Below are 16,988 nucleotides of genomic sequence, written 5' to 3'. Positions count from 1 at the left end.
TCGCTAAGTGCCAGTAAAAATCCCACGTGCATATAACCGTGGGAGTGTAAAAAAAACCGGCTTCTGCTAAGAAACCGGGTTTTTAAAAAGTTTAGCTTATTGTTGATTGAATTAACTTTGATGGGCAGGTTCTTTCGCTAAGAACTTCTCTAGTTCAGTCAAGGCATCAGCATCAACTTTAGTTTGCATGGGACAGAACTTTGGTCCACACATGGAACAAAACTCTGCTGTCTTATAGATATCTGCTGGCAGGGTTTCATCATGGTATTCCCGAGCTCGTTCGGGGTCAAGGGAAAGTTCAAACTGGCGGTTCCAGTCGAAGTTGTAGCGAGCAATGGAGAGTTGATCATCCCGGTCCCGTGCTCCTTGACGATGCCTGGCAATATCCGCCGCATGAGCAGCAATCTTGTAGGCAATTAATCCATTGCGGACATCTTCAGCATCGGGCAGTCCCAAATGTTCTTTCGGGGTTACATAGCACAGCATGGCGGTACCGTACCAGCCAGCTAAAGCTGCCCCAATGGCAGAGGTGATATGGTCATATCCAGGAGCAATGTCTGTCACTAGTGGTCCTAGGACATAGAAAGGTGCTTCTGAACACTCTTCCATCTGCTTTTTGACATTGAACTCAATTTGATCCATCGGCACATGACCAGGTCCTTCTACCATGACCTGTACATCATGTTCCCAAGCATGACGAGTCAACTGCCCCAATGTTTTCAATTCTGCTAACTGGGCTTGATCAGATGCATCATGGGTGCAGCCAGGACGCAGGGAATCCCCTAAGCTGAAGGAGACATCGTATTTCTTGAAAATCTCGATAATGTCGTCAAAGTGGGTATAGAGGGGATTTTGCTTGTGGTGATGAAGCATCCACTTGGCTAGGATACCACCACCACGAGAAACAATGCCGGTTAGCCGGTTTCTGACCAAAGGCAGATGTTCAATTAAGATGCCAGCGTGGATGGTTTGATAGTCAACTCCTTGCTGAGCGTGCTTTTCAATGATGTGGAGAAAGTCATCGGCAGTAAGGTTTTCGACTTTGCCGTGGACACTTTCTAAGGTTTGGTAAACGGGTACTGTGCCAATGGGTACGGGTGAGGCATTAATGATGGCAGAACGAATCTCATCCAAGTTGCCACCGCCTGTAGACAAGTCCATAACGGTATCGGCCCCGTACTTCACGGCCAAGTTAACCTTCTCTAGCTCTTCATCCATATTAGAAGAGTTGGGGGAGGCACCGATATTGGCATTCACCTTACATTTGGAGGCGATACCAATACACATTGGCTCTAGGTTAGTGTGGTTGATATTGGCGGGGATAATCATTCTCCCCTGTGCCACTTCATCTTTGATCAGCTCAACGGGAAGGTTTTCCCGCTGGGCTACGTAGTGCATCTCTTCTGTCAGGAGACCCTGGCGAGCATAGTACATTTGAGTCACATTGCTCTGACCACGGCGCTTGGCAACCCATTCAATTCGCATATTTAATTTCCTCGATCACAGCTTCCCTCCGCCGGTATTAACCGGACTCAGGTTCTAAGGGTGTAATCTCAGCCTGGTTTCTCAGGCACCCCTAGCTTGGTTTGACTATAGTATTACAAAAAAATCCTTCGGATTTAGGATCGCGCTCCTTGCCATAGATTCACACGTGGGGAATCTATGGAATTCGAGATTATTTAGATTAGCTTATGGAATTTTGAACAGGAATAGTTATATCCTTATTGTTTTTTAAGATTTAATTTAAAAATAATACAGGACAGTGCTTAGTTACACTGTCCTGTTACGGTGTTCTATTAAGGTATCCTGTTACGGATGATTAAGAGCTAGAGGCTATTGTATTCACCATTGTATTTACCTAGGTGATTGCCCAAATCGCGGTGTTTTAAAGAGCGATCGCAGCCATCTTGACATCGTTAGTGCTTAGAATCTCTTGGAGTTCTTCAGCATCTACGGTTTCTTTATCAATCAGCATTTCAGCAAGCTTATCGAGGATATGCTTATTGCCAAGAATTACATTCTTAGCCCGTTCGTAGGCTTCATCAACTAGCTTGCGAACCTCTTCATCAATGGTTGAGGCTGTGGCATCTGAGAAATCCCGGTCTGAGGCAATATCCCGACCTAGGAACATACTGCCATTCTGCCGTCCTAGGGCAACTGGGCCAAGGCGATCGCTCATACCATAGCGCATCACCATCTGCCGTGCCACCCGAGTCACCTGTTGCAAGTCATTGGAAGCACCTGTGGTCACTTCTTCTTCACCGAAGATAATTTCTTCAGCAATCCGACCACCTAAGGCCACTGCCATCTGATTTTGCAGGTAAGAACGGGAAAACATGCCTGAATCCATCCGGTCTTCGCTAGGGGTGAACCAAGTCAAACCACCAGCACGACCCCGAGGAATAATGCTAATTTTCTGCACTGGGTCATAATCGGGCATTAAAGCACCAACAAGGGCGTGACCTGCTTCGTGGAACGCTACCAGGGTTTTGCGTTTCTCGCTCATCACCCGGTCTTTCTTCTCTGGCCCTGCAAGCACCCGGTCAATGGCATCATTCACCTCATCCATCGAGATTTCGGTTAAGTTGCGACGGGCTGCCAAAATTGCTGCTTCATTGAGCAAGTTGGATAAATCTGCTCCGGTGAAACCAGGGGTCCGACGGGCAATCTTTTCGAGATCCACATCTTTGGCAAGGGTTTTACCACGAGCATGAACGTTGAGAATTTCCAAACGTCCGGCATAATCAGGACGGTCTACTACTACTTGTCGATCAAAACGACCAGGGCGTAGTAGGGCAGCATCAAGAACATCTGGGCGGTTGGTAGCAGCAATAATAATAATACCGGTATTGCCTTCAAACCCATCCATTTCAGTCAGCAACTGGTTTAGGGTTTGCTCCCGTTCATCATTACCACCGCCTAAACCGGCACCCCGCTGACGCCCCACAGCATCGATTTCATCAATGAATACAATACACGGAGCATTGTTCTTGGCTTGCTCAAATAGGTCCCGCACCCGAGAAGCACCAACCCCTACGAACATCTCGACGAACTCAGAACCAGAGATGGAGAAAAAGGGAACACCTGCTTCCCCAGCTACTGCACGAGCTAAGAGAGTTTTACCGGTTCCTGGAGGTCCGACGAGTAGGACTCCCTTGGGAATTTTAGCCCCAATAGCAGTGAAGCGGTCAGCATTTTTGAGGAAGTCTACTACTTCGTTAAGCTCTAGCTTAGCTTGCTCAATGCCCGCCACATCCCCAAAGGTTACCTGAGTTTGGGGTTCCATTTGAACTCTAGCTTTGGACTTGCCAAAGTTCATGGCTTGAGAACCTGGGCCATTCTGGGCACGCCGCAGTAATAGAAACAATCCCACCAAGAGCAGAATCGGGAAGAAGAAGCTGCTTAAGGTCTTGAACCAGAAGCCTTCATCATTCTGGGGTAGAACTGAAATATCTACACCGTTATTATTCAAAAGGTTGATTAGTTGTGGGTCATTGGGGAGATTGACCTCTACCTGACGACCATCTTGAGCGATCGCGATCGCTTTACTGCGGTCAGCGCTAATTCTAACCGTTTCCACCTTGCCGCTCTCGACTTGGCTAATCAGCTGGTCGTACCGCCACGTATCTCGACTTGGGGACGGTTTGTCCAAAAATGCTGTACCAAGGGCGATCACCACTATGGCTAGGAGTGCATACAGCCCTGCGTTTCTCCACTTTTTATTCACTCGTTGTTACCTCCATAGATTCGAGGATGTGGCAAATATAGAATTTAGCTTCTTATATTAATTTATGTTAACCTTTCTGAGGAAAACTGGGTGGACTTTATCCTAAAACAGCCTTTCTGGAAGCGTTTTATCCCTTTTGATACCTAAGAATAGTGTTTGGATGGCTGGTGTGGGTTGACCTAAACCAATGCTTAATATTATAATTGATGACTTTGGATACCAAAAAGCCAACAGGAGGTACATGATGGCGGTTTTGCGACTTGAAGATGGTACAACTTATACCGAGCTAAGTGATATTGCCGGAGAATTAGCACCTCTGAAGGTTCAGCTAAATCACTGGTCTGTAGGGGACAACCCAGAAATTCATACCCTTCTAGAGCAAGACACCCTTAGTGATATTGAAAAGGAAACAGTACTGGAAGCTTTAGATAGCTACTTTGAACAACTTAAGGAAACCGCTGGCTATCAATCCCGTGACTTAATCGTACTGTACCCAGACATACCTAATCTTGATGCCCTCCTTTCCAAATTTAAGGATTGTCACTACCATACTGATGATGAAGTGCGCTACATAATTGCTGGAGAAGGGGTTTTTGGGTTTGTACGTCCTGATGGCAGCCAAATGGAGTTGACTGTGCAGCCCGAGGAGTACATTAATGTGCCAGCGAATACTGAACATTGGTTTTATCTGACCCCATCACGACGAGTTAAAGCTGTGCGCTACTTTATCACTACTGAAGGCTGGGTTCCGGAATACACGGGTACGGAAATTCGGATGAAGCCGGTAGTAGCTGTTTGATAATATCCCAGTTCATAACTCAGAAAATATGTCCATTGAAGTTGACTACCGCTTTCCTCACGGTGTTGATGTGGAAAAACAAGCGAAAGTGATTGCTGTTGGGCAAACCGCAGGCACCTGGAATGCTCGTTTTGCCCATCTCGAAAATGTGTTTCGCTCCCATCTTGGTACTGTTGTTCAAGGTGTCATTAACCCTGATGGTTCTGGTTTGGCTACCATCCGTTTTCCCGAAGCTAATGTGGAAAACGATATCCCTACTCTACTAACCATGATTTTTGGTAAATACTCCATGGCAGGACCAGCTAAAGTCATGGCAGTGCGCTTGCCAGAACACTACGGTAGGCATCCCAAATTCGGAATTACTGGGATTCGGGAAAGACTAGGAGTAGTTGATCGTCCCCTGATTATGGCAATTTTTAAGCCAGCCTTGGGACTCTCAGCGGAAGACCATGGGGCGATTTTGCAAGAGGTTGCCGGAGCTGGACTTGACATTATTAAAGATGATGAGATTCTGGGGGATTTGGAGATAGCACCAACCCTGAAACGTCTAGAAGTCTGCCGTAAGGTACTTGATGAAATCAAACAGCAAACTGGGCGCACTGTACTCTATGCCATTAATGTAACTGGTTCGGCTGACAAATTGCTTGATAAAGCTCATACGTTGGTAAAGGAAGGGGCAAATGCCCTGCTGCTGAATGTCTTGACCTACGGTTTCTCTGTCCTAGAAGCCCTAGCTGCTGATCCAGAGATTAATGTGCCGATTTTTGCCCATCCCGCCTTAGCAGGAGCCCTGTGTGGAGCCCCAAACCACGGGATGGCTTACTCAGTGGTGTTGGGAACCCTGATGGCTCATGGTGGGGCAGATGCGGTGCTATATCCTGCCCATTATGGTAGTTTACCCTTTGACCCAGAGGAGGAAAAGCGAATTCGAGATAGTTTGCGATCGCGTAATGTATTTCCTGTTCCCTCCGCTGGCATTCATGCTGGGATTGTCCCTAAGGTTGTAGCAGATTACGGACAACAGGTCATTCTTAATGCTGGCACTGGCATTATGGATCATCCCAATGGTCCTGCTGCTGGCGTTAAAGCATTTTTTGAAGCTCTAAATTGATGATAGGGTGATGGGGTCATGAAAAGATAGGGTTGATCATAAGTATGAGATACAGTTCAGTTTCTTACCCCTACTCCCTACTCCCGCGCCATCCCAAGGGCGTAAGTACCTCACCTTTTTGAGAACTACTATAGTAATGCCTATAGTAATACTATTTCATGAACATATCATCAACAGCCACAGTTCTTACTCAGGAGTGAGCACTCTTAGACTAAATACTACTGTGAATAGAGTTGTATTCTGCGACTTCGACGGTACTATTACCGCCGTTGAAACCTTTGTGGGCATGCTCAAACAATTTGCTCCCGAGTTGTCTGCCCAAATTATGCCCGAGCTGTACACTATGAAGCTGACTCTAAGGGAAGGTGTGCGCCAGATGCTAGAGTCAATTCCTTCAGCCAGCTATCCTGACATTATTGCCTATGCCCAATCCAAACCTATTCGGCCTGGTTTAGAGCAATTGTTAGACTTTCTTGAAACTCAGAATGTGCCTTTTATTGTCGTTTCCGGTGGTTTGCGCTGCATGGTGGAAACGGTTCTGAGTCAGGGAAGCACGGGGAAAAAACCCTTACTTGAGCGGGTAGCAGCTATTTATGCTGTTGATGTGGAAACGACCGGGGATTTTCTCAAGGTAACCTCTGAGTTTGAAGGAGATACAGAACTTGTGTCTAAAGTGCGGGTGATGGCACAACACCCGGCTCAAGAGCAGATCGCCATTGGGGATTCGGTAACGGACTTGAATATGAGCCTGAAAGCCCCGGTAGTATTCGCCCGGGATCGCCTCAGCAAATACCTGGAGGAGCGCCAAAAGCCCTACATTCCGTGGGATGATTTTTTTGATGTACAACAACAGCTATCCCAGCGGTGGAAGAATGCTTAATCTTGGCTCCTCAATCGGAAATGACCAGCAATTACTATCAGCAATTGATCCAAGACCAACCTTAATTACTGCTGCCAGTCACTTCTATCAATTAGGTTGGATGGTGGGCACAGCGGGTAACCTCTCTGCTAAACAGCCCGATGGCAGCTTCTGGATTACTGCTAGTGGATGCCATAAAGGGCAGCTAGGCAGCAAAGACTTTATTCGCATAGCCACTGATGGCAGGGTGGTAGAAAAACCATTACCTGAATCTCGTCCTTCAGCTGAAACAAGCATTCATCAAAGTATCTACTCTTTATTCCCAGATGCTAAAGCCTGTTATCATATTCACAGCATTGAGGCGAATTTAGTTTCTGGCTTCACTAAAGACGATACCGTGCTTTTGCCACCGCTAGAAATGCTTAAGGGATTTGGAGTACGGGAGGAGAACCCCCAAGTCACGGTACCAGTATTCGTCAACCATCTAGATGTGTCTCGCATTAGTAGAGAGATATGCGATCGCTTTCAGGCTGCACCGCCATCAATCAATGTCCTATTAATTCGGAACCACGGTATAACAGTTTGGGCGTCTTCCACCGAACGTGCCCAGATCTACTTGGAGTTAGCCGATTATATTTTTAGATACATGGTAGCTGCTCGACAAATTGAGCTTAGCACTACCTCAATCAAGAATTAACAAATACAATTGCTGAATTGCTCAATCGGAACAATTCAGCAGTTATTTAAGGCAATTATTTAACCAGACTTGATTGTAGTCCGTATACTGCCCATCACCAAAATCACTAGGGTAACTATGGTTAGAGGTACAACAAATGTCATCATGATAGTACTAAACTGTGATAAAGCTTGGTGTTGTGTGGCGTTGAGGAATAAATACAAGGTATAGGCACCGTAATAGCTTAAAAAGAGAAATCCCTCCCACCGGGAAATTTGATAGCCAGTAAAGAAAATTGGCAGACAAGCCACCGCTACTGCAATCATTACTGGAATGTCGAAGTTTAGGGCGGGAGTTGACACCTGTACACCATCAGGCACAATCAAGCTACACATCCCCAGCACCAACAGGATATTAAAAATATTGCTGCCAATAGCGTTACCTACAGCAAGATCTCGCTCACCACGGATACTGGCAATAATGGAGGTGGCAATTTCTGGAAGAGAGGTGCCAACAGCGATAATGGTTAAGCCAATAATCAACTCGCTCCAGCCAAACATCTTGGCTAGAGCAATAGCCCCATTAATCAGCCAGCGGGAACCTAGTACTAACATTCCTAAGCCGAAAACAATCAGCCCTAACTGAGTAACTATCTTTTTAAGGCTAGTACGAGACTGGCGATATTTGGTTTGAGGGGTATCCTGGTCTCGGATTTCCTGATTTTCCTTGCGACTCTGAATAATGGTGAATAAAGTATATGCGATCGCGCCAGCCAACAGGATGCTGCCATCAACTCTACCCAGTTGGCCATCCAAGCTCATAAACAAGAGTAGGAATGATATGCCAATCATCAAAGGTACATCTAATCGTACCAACTGCCGGGATACAACCAAGGGTAACATAGTTGCAGATATGCCTAAGATTAGCAAAATATTGGCAATGTTGCTGCCAACTATGTTACCAAGGGCAATATCCGCTTGTCCGTCATAACTCGACTGCAATGCTACGGCTAATTCTGGGGCACTGGTGCAGTAAGCGACTATAGTCAGCCCGATCACTAAGGGGGAGACACCTGCTACCAACGCCAACTGTGATGCGCCCTTCACCAAGATTTCGGCCCCAAAAACCAAAAGTACAAAGCCAGCAATAAATAAAATGAGAGTGATTATGTTCATTGACTGTGTGTGAGTAAGTCATTGAGGACGAGTTTACTTCATCAAGCATTAAATTTGCTATAACCTCGACTTAGCCCTGATAATTACCTAGGGTTTATTTAAACCGCAAACACCTCAACGATAACACATATCAAGGGTATTTTTTTCTGTGTTTACCTAGGTTTAGTTTTAGTTATTAACCTAATAATTTATTGGCTAACTGTTTCATATTATTTTTATCAACAAACTCTCTAAAAACAGTTGCTTTAAAGACAGATAGATAAAAGGCGGGATGGTACTGTAGTAGCGGTTCGAGAGTCTACTTGGCTCTTGAACTAGCCTATACAAACATTTCAACTCTACTAGGTGGGCTGCTCAGGATTACCAAAACCTTTGGCTTTCTCCTGAAGCTTGCTCATACTTTTCTCAGTGCCTTCACCTTGCCAAGTCAGAAATGCCCCAAACACACCCTTCTGATTCTTCGACTCCATTGAATCACTGACCAAATAGCTTCCTGTTGGAAACAACAGGGTGCGATGTTTCGTGAGATTATCCTGAACTGCTAGGCGAATGGCGGCTGTGTCATCAGTCATACCATCACCTTTGACACCGTAATCCCGCACATTCACCATGTTCGCATCCAAAGGATAGAGGGGATTCGCTGCTACTGAAGAACTGACCAAGCTGGAAAAGCTAGCAGGTAAGCCGATCACCAATAGTAGGCTGCACAGGTTTAGGGAGAAGAGCATGAGCGTGGCTAGGTGGGGAGGAATTCCTACTAGATTTTTAAGTCTTTGGGATTGGTATTTACGCGGTAGATGTATAAAAAACAACGCTTTTTGGAGCAGTACTGCCAAACCTTTACTGATCATCCAGCGGTACCGGTTCTTAGTTAATCGTGTTTTTAGCATTTTTACCTTACCACTTTCTGTCAAATAAATCACAATTTTTCATCTTTAATTAATTAATTTTTGTTAAATTTAATTCAAGCCAATCTGGCAACAGATCTAAGTACAACTTGGGTTTAATTGAAAATACTGAATTATATCAAGTCCGGTTAATTAGTTTCCCAATAATCCCTGAATTTTTGGTAATGCGTAATGGGGGATGGTTTATCATCAACTAGCAATTACGAATTACTAACTACCAACTAACAATTACTAATTACAAATTACCAATTCACCGCTCAGGAATTATGATAATTATTCAACGGAATTTGATAGGATACATCGATAGGTTTATTCCTCATAAAATTAATAAAAAAATGATGGATTATAAGTCAAACCTGTTAGTTATTTTGTTGTTAGTGATTTTGGTCTCAACAGTCATATGAAAGTAGCAATTCTTGCCGGGGGTCTCGGTACTCGTCTAGCCGAAGAAACCGACACAAAACCAAAGCCAATGGTAGCAATCGGAGGGCGACCAATCCTCTGGCATATCATGATGCATTATTACCATTATGGCTTCCAAGATTTTGTGATTGCCCTCGGCTATAAGGCAGAAGTCATTAAAAAATACATGGTGGACTATAGTTCACTTAATAGTAACTTAACGGTCAACCTTAACAATGGCAAAGTCATCCAGCACGGTGGTGGAGCACCGGATTGGACAGTTGATTTAATCGATACTGGTATTTACACCAATACAGGCGGTCGGATTAAACGGCTCGCTCCCTATGTAAACAATCAGACATTTATGCTCACTTGGGGAGATGGGGTTTCTGATGTCAATTTAAATGCGCTCCTGGAATTCCATCGTTCCCATGGCAAATTAGCTACCTTAACTGCAGTACGTCCACCTGCACGTTTTGGTTACTTAGAACTAGATGGAAACCAGATTACGGAATTCTCTGAAAAGCCTCAAACCCGAGAAGGCTGGATCAACGGTGCTTTCTTTGTTTTAGAGCCCGGAGTTTTTGATTATATCGACGGTGATGACACCCAGTGGGAAAAAGCACCACTGGAGCGACTCGCTAGAGATGGGCAACTGATCGCTTATCACCACACTTCATTCTGGCAATGCATGGACACCTTACGTGACAAGCGCAGGTTAGAAAGTCTGTGGAACAGTGGCAATGCACCTTGGAAAATTTGGGAGGAAAATAATGCGAGTATTAGTAACTGGTCACAAGGGCTACATCGGCACAGTCATGGTGCCAATGCTACTAGCTCAAGGGTATGATGTATTTGGTCTTGATAGCGACTTATTTGAACAGAGTACCTTTGGTGAAGGAATTCGAAAAATTCCAGAGCTAAAAAAGGATATCCGTGACGTTACGGCAACAGAACTGGAAGGATTTGATGCTCTAATCCACTTAGCAGGGCTTTCCAACGATCCTCTGGGGAATCTCAATCCTGACTTAACCTATGAGATCAATCATGCTGCTTCAGTTCATTTGGCTAAGTTAGCCAAAGCCGCAGGCATCGAGCGCTTCGTATTCTCATCGTCTTGTAGTAACTATGGCGCTGGTGGTGATGATTGGTTGACTGAGGAATCATCCTTCAACCCCGTCACTCCTTACGGCATTTCTAAAGTTCGTGTCGAGCAAGATGTTACTCAGTTAGCGGACAATAACTTTAGTCCTATCTTTCTGCGGAATGCCACGGCTTACGGTGTTTCCCGCCGTCTGCGCTTTGATCTAGTACTCAATAACTTGGTGGCTTGGGCATTTACCACGGGTCAAGTGTATATCAAGAGCGATGGCACCCCTTGGCGTCCCATTGTCCATATTGAAGATATTTCCCAAGCATTTATTGCGGTGTTGGAAGCACCTCGTGAGCTGGTACACAATCAAGCGTTTAATGTGGGACGCAATGAGGACAACTATCGCATTCGAGAGTTAGCCGAAATTGTCAAAGAAACAGTTCCAGGCTGCGAAATTGAATACGCTAAAGATGCTGGACCCGATAAGCGCTGTTATCGCGTTGATTGTAGTAAGATTATTCGGACATTACCCGAATTCAAACCCCAATGGAATGCCCCTCGGGGAGCTCAAGAACTCTACCAGGCTTATCAAACCGTAGGCTTAACCTTGGAAGAGTTTGAGGGACCGAGGTATCAGCGTATCGCTCACATCAAACAATTACTTAGCACTGGAAGATTAGATCAAACCCTGCGTTGGCGTACGGAGCTACCTAGATCTCCTCAAATACAAGCCATGAGTGTTTAGGAGTTGTTGGGTCATTGGTAATCGGTAATCGGTAATCCTACTCTAATTGCCAATTACCAATTACCAAAAGGCCAGAAACACTGGTTGCAGGCACTCTGGAGAATTAGTTAAATTTAACAAACAGTTAACTTGCCTATGGTTCTGGATATTTTTTTTGTTGATGGTTAACAGTTAATTGCCAACCGTTTACAGTCAACAATTAACAGTGATATTATTAAACTAATAATGTATAATTCCATGCCTATTTGTCGTGCTAACAGCACTGATGACTTAGAGTTAATTATTTCCTTCGGTTACACCCCATTAGCTGATGGATTACTTACTAAAGACCAGCTAGATAAACCTGAATATACTGCGCCATTGGATCTGGCGTTTTCTCCTAGCAGTGGTTTAGTCCAAATCACCGAAAGTGTCCCGCCCGAAATCCTATTTTGTCGAGACTACCCCTATTTTTCTTCTGTATCAAAATCGTTACTAAAACACTTTGGAGATAGTGCCAAAGCCATCATTGAATCAAGACAACTCAACAGCAACAGTCTAGTAATTGAAGCAGCTAGTAATGATGGCTATATGCTCAAGAACTTTCTTGAAAAAGGAATTACAGTGCTGGGAATTGACCCAGCCTCTGGACCTGCAGAAGCTGCCCAAAAAGCAGGTATTCCTACTCTTTGTACATTCTTTACGAAAGATTTGGCAATAGAGCTACACTCTGAAGGACGGAAAGCTGATGTTTTTCTTGCTAACAATGTCTTGGCTCATGTGCCAGATCTGAATGGCTTTGTAGCAGGAATTGGGGTTCTGCTGAAAGAGACTGGTGTAGCTGTGATTGAAGTACCCTATGTGGTTGACTTGGTAGATCACTGTGAATTTGACACTATCTACCATCAGCACTTATGCTATTTTTCAGTAACTGCTTTGGATCGGTTGTTTAGGAAACATGGTTTATTCCTAAATGACATCCAACGTACTCCAATCCATGGGGGTTCGTTACGCCTATTTGTGGAGCCTAAGGAACAGGTTAAGGAATCCGTAAAATCTCTATTAGCAGAAGAAGTAGCGCGGGGAGTTGACCGTATTGATTACTACCGTGATTTTGCTAATCGTGTCCAGGAAATTAAGCTTTCTTTACTGGATATCCTCTGGGATTTGAAAAAAAAGGGTAAAAAGGTAGCAGCCTATGGAGCAGCAGCTAAAGCAACTACTCTGCTCAGTTATTTTGGGATTAATAAAACCCTGGTGGATTATGTAGTGGATTTAAATCCATTCAAACATGGTCGCTACATGGGCATTAATCATTTACCGATTTTCCCACCATCAAAACTGTTAGAGGATAAACCAGATTATGTCTTGCTGCTAGCTTGGAATTTTGCTGATGAGATTTTGCAGCAACAGGAAGAGTATCGACAACAAGGAGGTAAATTTATTATTCCGATTCCACAACCAAAGATTGTTTAGAGTTTATGGTTGACGGTCAAGCAAGAGAGTAGGGAGTAGCGATCAGCGCGATCCTCTGAAAGAGCCGCTACGCGATGAAGCGAAGCTTCTGCGCTTGTGCGATTGACCGTTCGCGAAGCGTTGGGCAAAGCCCGAAAGGTCACGCTACGCGATGAAGCGAAGCTTCCGCGCTTGTGCGATTGACCCTAGGTCACGCTACGCGATCGCATAAAAATTAAAACATCCCTAAAACATCCCAGGTTCATTTTTCCAACCACAGATTAATTCTGTCATAACTGCTGCTCGCACACGCTAATAGGGATCTGATTGAGCTCGCTGTTGGAGAAAACGTAAAGTATCTGGGTGATCTTTAGAACTACCATTGGTGAACAGTTAAGATGGTGTGTAATTTGTAACTGATCTAGTTACAAATGCTTACTATCAAGTCAATGCTTTGCTAATTATAGGTTTTGATAACGTTGGTGTTGGCGATCGTAAGCTTGAATTATGGCGTTGCTGATTCTGGGTATGGTTTTGCCCCCCTAGCCCCCCAAGCGAGGGATTGCTCGCTTGGGGGGAACAAAACTATCAAAGTCCCCCAGAATTGGGGGATTTAGGGGGCTTCAATAAAACCAAATGATCGCGCATTCATTCCTTAATTCAGCAACGCCTGAATTATAGCGTTTCTAGGATTTATGAGGTACGCTTCTCAACCTCAAAGTCCCCCTTGATAAGGGGGATTTAGGGGGATATCTTTGTACCTCATGGCATAGAGAATTGCTATATGCGATCGCAAAATAGTAAAGACAAAAAATTTTTTTTTTATTGAGCTTACAGAATCGACTAGTATAGCCAGTCCTAATGACAGCACATTTAAATTATAAAAAAGTCACTCAAAATGATACAACAAGCATTGTCCAAAAATTTTGCTCACACACAACCGATTTCATTATCAGAACATATTTGTCCCAACTGTGGAAACCAAGGATTGTCCTTATTTTATGAAGTACACAACGTACCAGTTCACAGTTGCTTAATGATGTCAACCGAGGAAGAAGCCCTAGACTTCCCTTGCGGTGATGTGGTTTTGGGATTTTGTGAAGATTGCGGCTTCATCACTAATGTTTCCTTTGATCCCAGGTGGTCAGCTTACGCTCCCAATTATGAAGACCAACAGAGTTTTTCCCCAACCTTCAATCAGTTTGCCCTTGATCTAGCCAATCATCTGATCGACAAATACGACCTTCATAACAAAGACATTATAGAGATTGGTTGTAGCAAAGGAGATTTCCTCTTGCTGCTGTGCGAATTAGGTAACAATCGCGGTGTTGGTATTGACCCGTCTGCTGTAGTAGGACGAGTCCATAGTGAAGCCGCTGACCGGGTCACCTTTATTCAAGACTATTACTCAGAGCGCTATGCTGAGTATGTAGGTGATTTTATCTGTTGTCGCCATACCCTGGAGCATATTTATCCTACTGCTGAGTTTATTAGTACCGTGCGCCGCTCCATTGGCGATCGCCTCAATACCGTTGTGGTCTTTGAGATCCCGGATACCATACGAGTACTGAAAGACTTAGCCTTTGAAGACATTTACTACGAACACTGCTCCTATTTTACCCCTGGATCCCTAGCGCGATTATTCCGTGACTGTGGTTTTGAAGTGACTGACCTGTATCGAGCTTATGGTGAACAATATCTGTTAATTGAAACCAAACCTGTCACTATTGCATCTGACAAAGTACATCCTCTGGAAGAAAGTCTTGAGGAAGTTACTCAGCATGTCAAAAACTTCACCAACGAGATTAGCAAGAAGCTGGAGAATTGCAGGCAGCACTTAGAGCAGATGCATGCTCAAGGCAAGCGTGTTGTAGTTTGGGGTTCGGGTTCCAAATGTGTGGCTTTTCTAACCACTCTTGATACCACAGACAAAATTGAATACGTGGTGGACATTAATCCTCATCGTCATGGGAAATTTATCCCTGGTGTTGGTAAAAAAATTATGGCACCAGAGTTTTTGAAGGAATACAAACCTGATCAGGTGATTGTCATGAATTCCATATATTGTGATGAAATTCAGCAAATGTTGGATAAAATGGGAGTAAGTACAGAGGTTATATCTCTATAAATATCAGTCATTAGTTATGAGGTAAGCATTCAGCCGTCAGCTATCAGCTGATAGCTGATACGCAACACGCTGATAGCTGAATACTTACATACGTTAAGCAAATATTTTTATGTTAAAAATGTTCAAATGAGTGCTGATCAACCCCGCTTAAGCATTGGATTACCAGTCTACAACGGCGAAGAATTCCTCAGAGAAGCATTAGATTCAATTTTGGCTCAGACCTTTGAGGATTTCGAGTTGATCATTTCAGATAACTGCTCGACTGACGCAACTGAGGAGATTTGCCGGGAGTATCAGGCTAAAGACAAACAGAAAGCACCCAGCAAAGTTTAGCAATAACGGAAGGCTTGCATACTTGCAGGTAAAAGAGTGTTTGTCATTTGTGATTTTTTCTTTTTTGGTCGCCCCTTCAGGCCAAAATGGCAAATATTATAATAGGTTTTCTGGTACAAAAAAGTATGGAAAGTGAATAGGCTTACCCAAAATTTTTGAGGATTAATTAATTGTTTATAGCGGTTTATACTCCAATGAGCTAGACCAGAAGTCTCAATTAACAAGCTTTTCAGCTTTAAGGTGTACCTCACCATACAAAAAAATATATTACCCCTTATTATCCCTTTCTAAGGGATACGGTTAACTTATAACTTTTAACATTCAACATTCAACATTCAACATTCAACTTTAAAAATTAACATGAATAATTTCAGTAATAAAAATAACCATGTACGACTTGGCGATTATTGGAGGAGGAATCATTGGCTTATCCACAGCCATGGCATTGGGTCAACGTTATCCAGATGCCAAAATTATGGTACTGGAAAAAGAGAGCAGTTGGGCTGCTCACCAAACTGGCAATAACAGTGGTGTGATTCATTCTGGAATCTACTACAAACCAGGGAGTTTCAAGGCTAGGTTTTGTTATGAAGGAAACCGCTCGATGGTGGCATTCTGCCAAAAGCATGGCATTGATTATGACATCTGTGGCAAAGTGATTGTAGCAACTGAACCAGAAGAACTACCATTACTGGATACTCTTTACCAAAGGGGTTTGGAAAATGGTATAGAGATTGCCAAGATTACTGGTGAAAAGGTTAAGGAAATTGAACCCCATGTCCGTTGTTTAGCTGGAATTCGAGTTTATTCGACTGGGATTGTAAACTACAAGCAGGTCTGTGAAAAATACGTTGAACTGGTGAGTCTCCAGGGAGGGGATTTACGTCTCAATAGTAAGGTTGAAAAAATCCTGGAAACTGGGGATGGTTTAGTACTGGAAACCAACAATGGTAACTATCCCACTCGCTTTGTAATCAACTGTGCTGGACTACATAGCGATCGCATTGCTAAGTTGGGTGATGCTGAGCCTCCAGCTAAAATCGTTCCTTTCCGGGGTGAGTACTATGAACTCAAGCCAGAGAAACGCTACCTAGTCAAGCACCTAATTTATCCAGTTCCTAATCCGAATTTTCCTTTCCTAGGGGTTCATTTCACCCACATGATTGATGGCAGTGTCCATGCTGGACCCAATGCTGTACTTAGTTTCAAGCGGGAAGGCTATCGAAAGACTGATTTTGACTTGCGAGATTTTGTGGAGGTCATGAGCTATCCCGGTTTCTGGAAACTAGCTGTCAAACATGGAGACGCAGGAATTCAGGAAATCATCCGCTCCTTCAGTAAAGCTGCCTTTGTTAAGAGTTTGCAACGGCTGATTCCTGAAATCCAAGCAGATGACTTAGTTCCCACCCATGCTGGGGTCAGAGCTCAAGCCTTGAAAAATGATGGCAAGCTGGTGGATGATTTTTTAATTGTCAATAGTCCTAAAGCAATGCATGTTTGTAACGCTCCCTCTCCTGGTGCGACGGCTTCTTTGGAGATTGGTAATGCGATCGCTAGTGAAATCCCGACACTGAAAACTCTCGAAAGGATGATCTGAC

General features: G+C 44.0%; 14 protein-coding genes, 1 pseudogene and 1 riboswitch. Of the genes and pseudogenes, 10 read left to right on the top strand and 5 right to left on the bottom strand.

The window, feature by feature from the left end; all coding sequences use genetic code 11:
* Positions 1 to 111: 111 nt before the first annotated feature.
* Positions 112 to 1,485: a phosphomethylpyrimidine synthase ThiC gene (gene thiC, locus F6K63_RS19350; protein WP_287312929.1), complete on the bottom strand. Its 1,374-nt coding sequence runs from the start codon at positions 1,483 to 1,485 to the stop codon at positions 112 to 114.
* A 6-nt stretch (positions 1,486 to 1,491) separates the two neighbouring features.
* A riboswitch (TPP riboswitch) is annotated at positions 1,492 to 1,588 on the bottom strand.
* Between the two features lie 297 nt (positions 1,589 to 1,885).
* The gene (gene ftsH3 / locus F6K63_RS19345) at positions 1,886 to 3,727 is read right to left on the bottom strand and encodes an ATP-dependent zinc metalloprotease FtsH3 (protein ID WP_071102234.1); all 1,842 of its coding nucleotides are present in this window, start codon (positions 3,725 to 3,727) and stop codon (positions 1,886 to 1,888) included.
* Positions 3,728 to 3,971: 244 nt separating this feature from the next.
* Here ftsH3 and F6K63_RS19340 point away from each other — a divergent pair, with 244 nt between their 5' ends.
* From F6K63_RS19340 to mtnB, 4 genes are all read left to right on the top strand, one after another.
* Positions 3,972 to 4,526 carry a 1,2-dihydroxy-3-keto-5-methylthiopentene dioxygenase gene (locus F6K63_RS19340; RefSeq protein ID WP_071102235.1) on the top strand — a complete coding sequence of 185 codons (555 nt, stop codon included), beginning with the start codon at positions 3,972 to 3,974 and terminating at the stop codon, positions 4,524 to 4,526.
* A gap of 28 nt (positions 4,527 to 4,554) precedes the next feature.
* The gene (locus F6K63_RS19335; RefSeq protein WP_287312928.1) at positions 4,555 to 5,637 is read left to right on the top strand and encodes a RuBisCO large subunit C-terminal-like domain-containing protein; all 1,083 of its coding nucleotides are present in this window, start codon (positions 4,555 to 4,557) and stop codon (positions 5,635 to 5,637) included.
* A 223-nt stretch (positions 5,638 to 5,860) separates the two neighbouring features.
* Complete coding sequence (locus F6K63_RS19330) at positions 5,861 to 6,517, top strand: HAD-IB family phosphatase (protein WP_071102237.1); 657 nt, start codon at positions 5,861 to 5,863, stop codon at positions 6,515 to 6,517.
* Positions 6,510 to 7,193, top strand: a complete 684-nt coding sequence (gene mtnB, locus F6K63_RS19325; protein ID WP_071102238.1) for a methylthioribulose 1-phosphate dehydratase — start codon at positions 6,510 to 6,512, stop codon at positions 7,191 to 7,193. The genes F6K63_RS19330 and mtnB overlap by 8 nt, the downstream gene beginning before the upstream one ends.
* A 59-nt stretch (positions 7,194 to 7,252) precedes the next feature.
* On the opposite strand, the gene F6K63_RS19320 is transcribed toward mtnB, so the two are convergent.
* From F6K63_RS19320 to F6K63_RS19315, 3 genes are all read right to left on the bottom strand, one after another.
* The gene (locus F6K63_RS19320) at positions 7,253 to 8,347 is read right to left on the bottom strand and encodes a calcium/sodium antiporter (protein WP_287312927.1); all 1,095 of its coding nucleotides are present in this window, start codon (positions 8,345 to 8,347) and stop codon (positions 7,253 to 7,255) included.
* A 204-nt stretch (positions 8,348 to 8,551) separates the two neighbouring features.
* On the bottom strand, positions 8,552 to 8,674 hold the full coding sequence (locus F6K63_RS37910; protein WP_502708328.1) for a WecB/TagA/CpsF family glycosyltransferase: 123 nt from the start codon (positions 8,672 to 8,674) through the stop codon (positions 8,552 to 8,554).
* A gap of 14 nt (positions 8,675 to 8,688) precedes the next feature.
* Complete coding sequence (locus F6K63_RS19315) at positions 8,689 to 9,237, bottom strand: glycosyl hydrolase family 28-related protein (RefSeq protein ID WP_287312926.1); 549 nt, start codon at positions 9,235 to 9,237, stop codon at positions 8,689 to 8,691.
* A 418-nt stretch (positions 9,238 to 9,655) separates the two neighbouring features.
* Between F6K63_RS19315 and rfbF the strand changes: the two genes are divergently transcribed.
* The 6 genes and pseudogenes from rfbF (at position 9,656) to lhgD (ending at position 16,987) form a co-directional block, all read left to right on the top strand.
* Positions 9,656 to 10,507, top strand: a complete 852-nt coding sequence (rfbF, locus tag F6K63_RS19310) for a glucose-1-phosphate cytidylyltransferase (protein ID WP_008182252.1) — start codon at positions 9,656 to 9,658, stop codon at positions 10,505 to 10,507.
* Entirely contained in the window at positions 10,431 to 11,495 is a 1,065-nt protein-coding gene (locus F6K63_RS19305; RefSeq protein WP_287312925.1) for an NAD-dependent epimerase/dehydratase family protein, read from the top strand. Before rfbF ends, F6K63_RS19305 begins: the two co-directional genes overlap by 77 nt.
* A gap of 225 nt (positions 11,496 to 11,720) precedes the next feature.
* Positions 11,721 to 12,950 carry a class I SAM-dependent methyltransferase gene (locus F6K63_RS19300; RefSeq protein WP_044492613.1) on the top strand — a complete coding sequence of 410 codons (1,230 nt, stop codon included), beginning with the start codon at positions 11,721 to 11,723 and terminating at the stop codon, positions 12,948 to 12,950.
* A gap of 877 nt (positions 12,951 to 13,827) precedes the next feature.
* Complete coding sequence (locus tag F6K63_RS19295) at positions 13,828 to 15,057, top strand: class I SAM-dependent methyltransferase (protein WP_287249336.1); 1,230 nt, start codon at positions 13,828 to 13,830, stop codon at positions 15,055 to 15,057.
* A 126-nt stretch (positions 15,058 to 15,183) separates the two neighbouring features.
* Positions 15,184 to 15,369, top strand: a pseudogene (locus F6K63_RS19290) (glycosyltransferase family 2 protein); the annotation flags it as partial.
* Between the two features lie 409 nt (positions 15,370 to 15,778).
* Positions 15,779 to 16,987, top strand: coding sequence for an L-2-hydroxyglutarate dehydrogenase (gene lhgD / locus F6K63_RS19285; RefSeq protein ID WP_287249338.1), 1,209 nt, complete (start codon positions 15,779 to 15,781; stop codon positions 16,985 to 16,987).
* The last annotated feature ends 1 nt before the right edge of the window (position 16,988 follow it).

This window comes from Moorena sp. SIO1G6, assembly GCF_010672795.1.
GTDB lineage: Bacteria > Cyanobacteriota > Cyanobacteriia > Cyanobacteriales > Coleofasciculaceae > Moorena > Moorena producens.
This window is presented reverse-complemented; position numbering and strand designations above follow the sequence as displayed.

Bases quoted from the DNA above. Each gene is read 5' to 3' on its own strand.
- thiC (WP_287312929.1), bottom strand. From the start codon at position 1,485: ATGCGAATTGAATGGGTTGCCAAGCGCCGTGGTCAGAGCAATGTGACT.
- F6K63_RS19340 (WP_071102235.1), top strand. From the start codon at position 3,972: ATGGCGGTTTTGCGACTTGAAGATGGTACAACTTATACCGAGCTAAGT.
- F6K63_RS19335 (WP_287312928.1), top strand. From the start codon at position 4,555: ATGTCCATTGAAGTTGACTACCGCTTTCCTCACGGTGTTGATGTGGAA.
- mtnB (WP_071102238.1), top strand. From the start codon at position 6,510: ATGCTTAATCTTGGCTCCTCAATCGGAAATGACCAGCAATTACTATCA.
- F6K63_RS19320 (WP_287312927.1), bottom strand. From the start codon at position 8,347: ATGAACATAATCACTCTCATTTTATTTATTGCTGGCTTTGTACTTTTG.
- F6K63_RS19315 (WP_287312926.1), bottom strand. From the start codon at position 9,237: ATGCTAAAAACACGATTAACTAAGAACCGGTACCGCTGGATGATCAGT.
- rfbF (WP_008182252.1), top strand. From the start codon at position 9,656: ATGAAAGTAGCAATTCTTGCCGGGGGTCTCGGTACTCGTCTAGCCGAA.
- F6K63_RS19305 (WP_287312925.1), top strand. From the start codon at position 10,431: ATGCGAGTATTAGTAACTGGTCACAAGGGCTACATCGGCACAGTCATG.
- F6K63_RS19300 (WP_044492613.1), top strand. From the start codon at position 11,721: ATGTATAATTCCATGCCTATTTGTCGTGCTAACAGCACTGATGACTTA.
- F6K63_RS19295 (WP_287249336.1), top strand. From the start codon at position 13,828: ATGATACAACAAGCATTGTCCAAAAATTTTGCTCACACACAACCGATT.
- lhgD (WP_287249338.1), top strand. From the start codon at position 15,779: ATGTACGACTTGGCGATTATTGGAGGAGGAATCATTGGCTTATCCACA.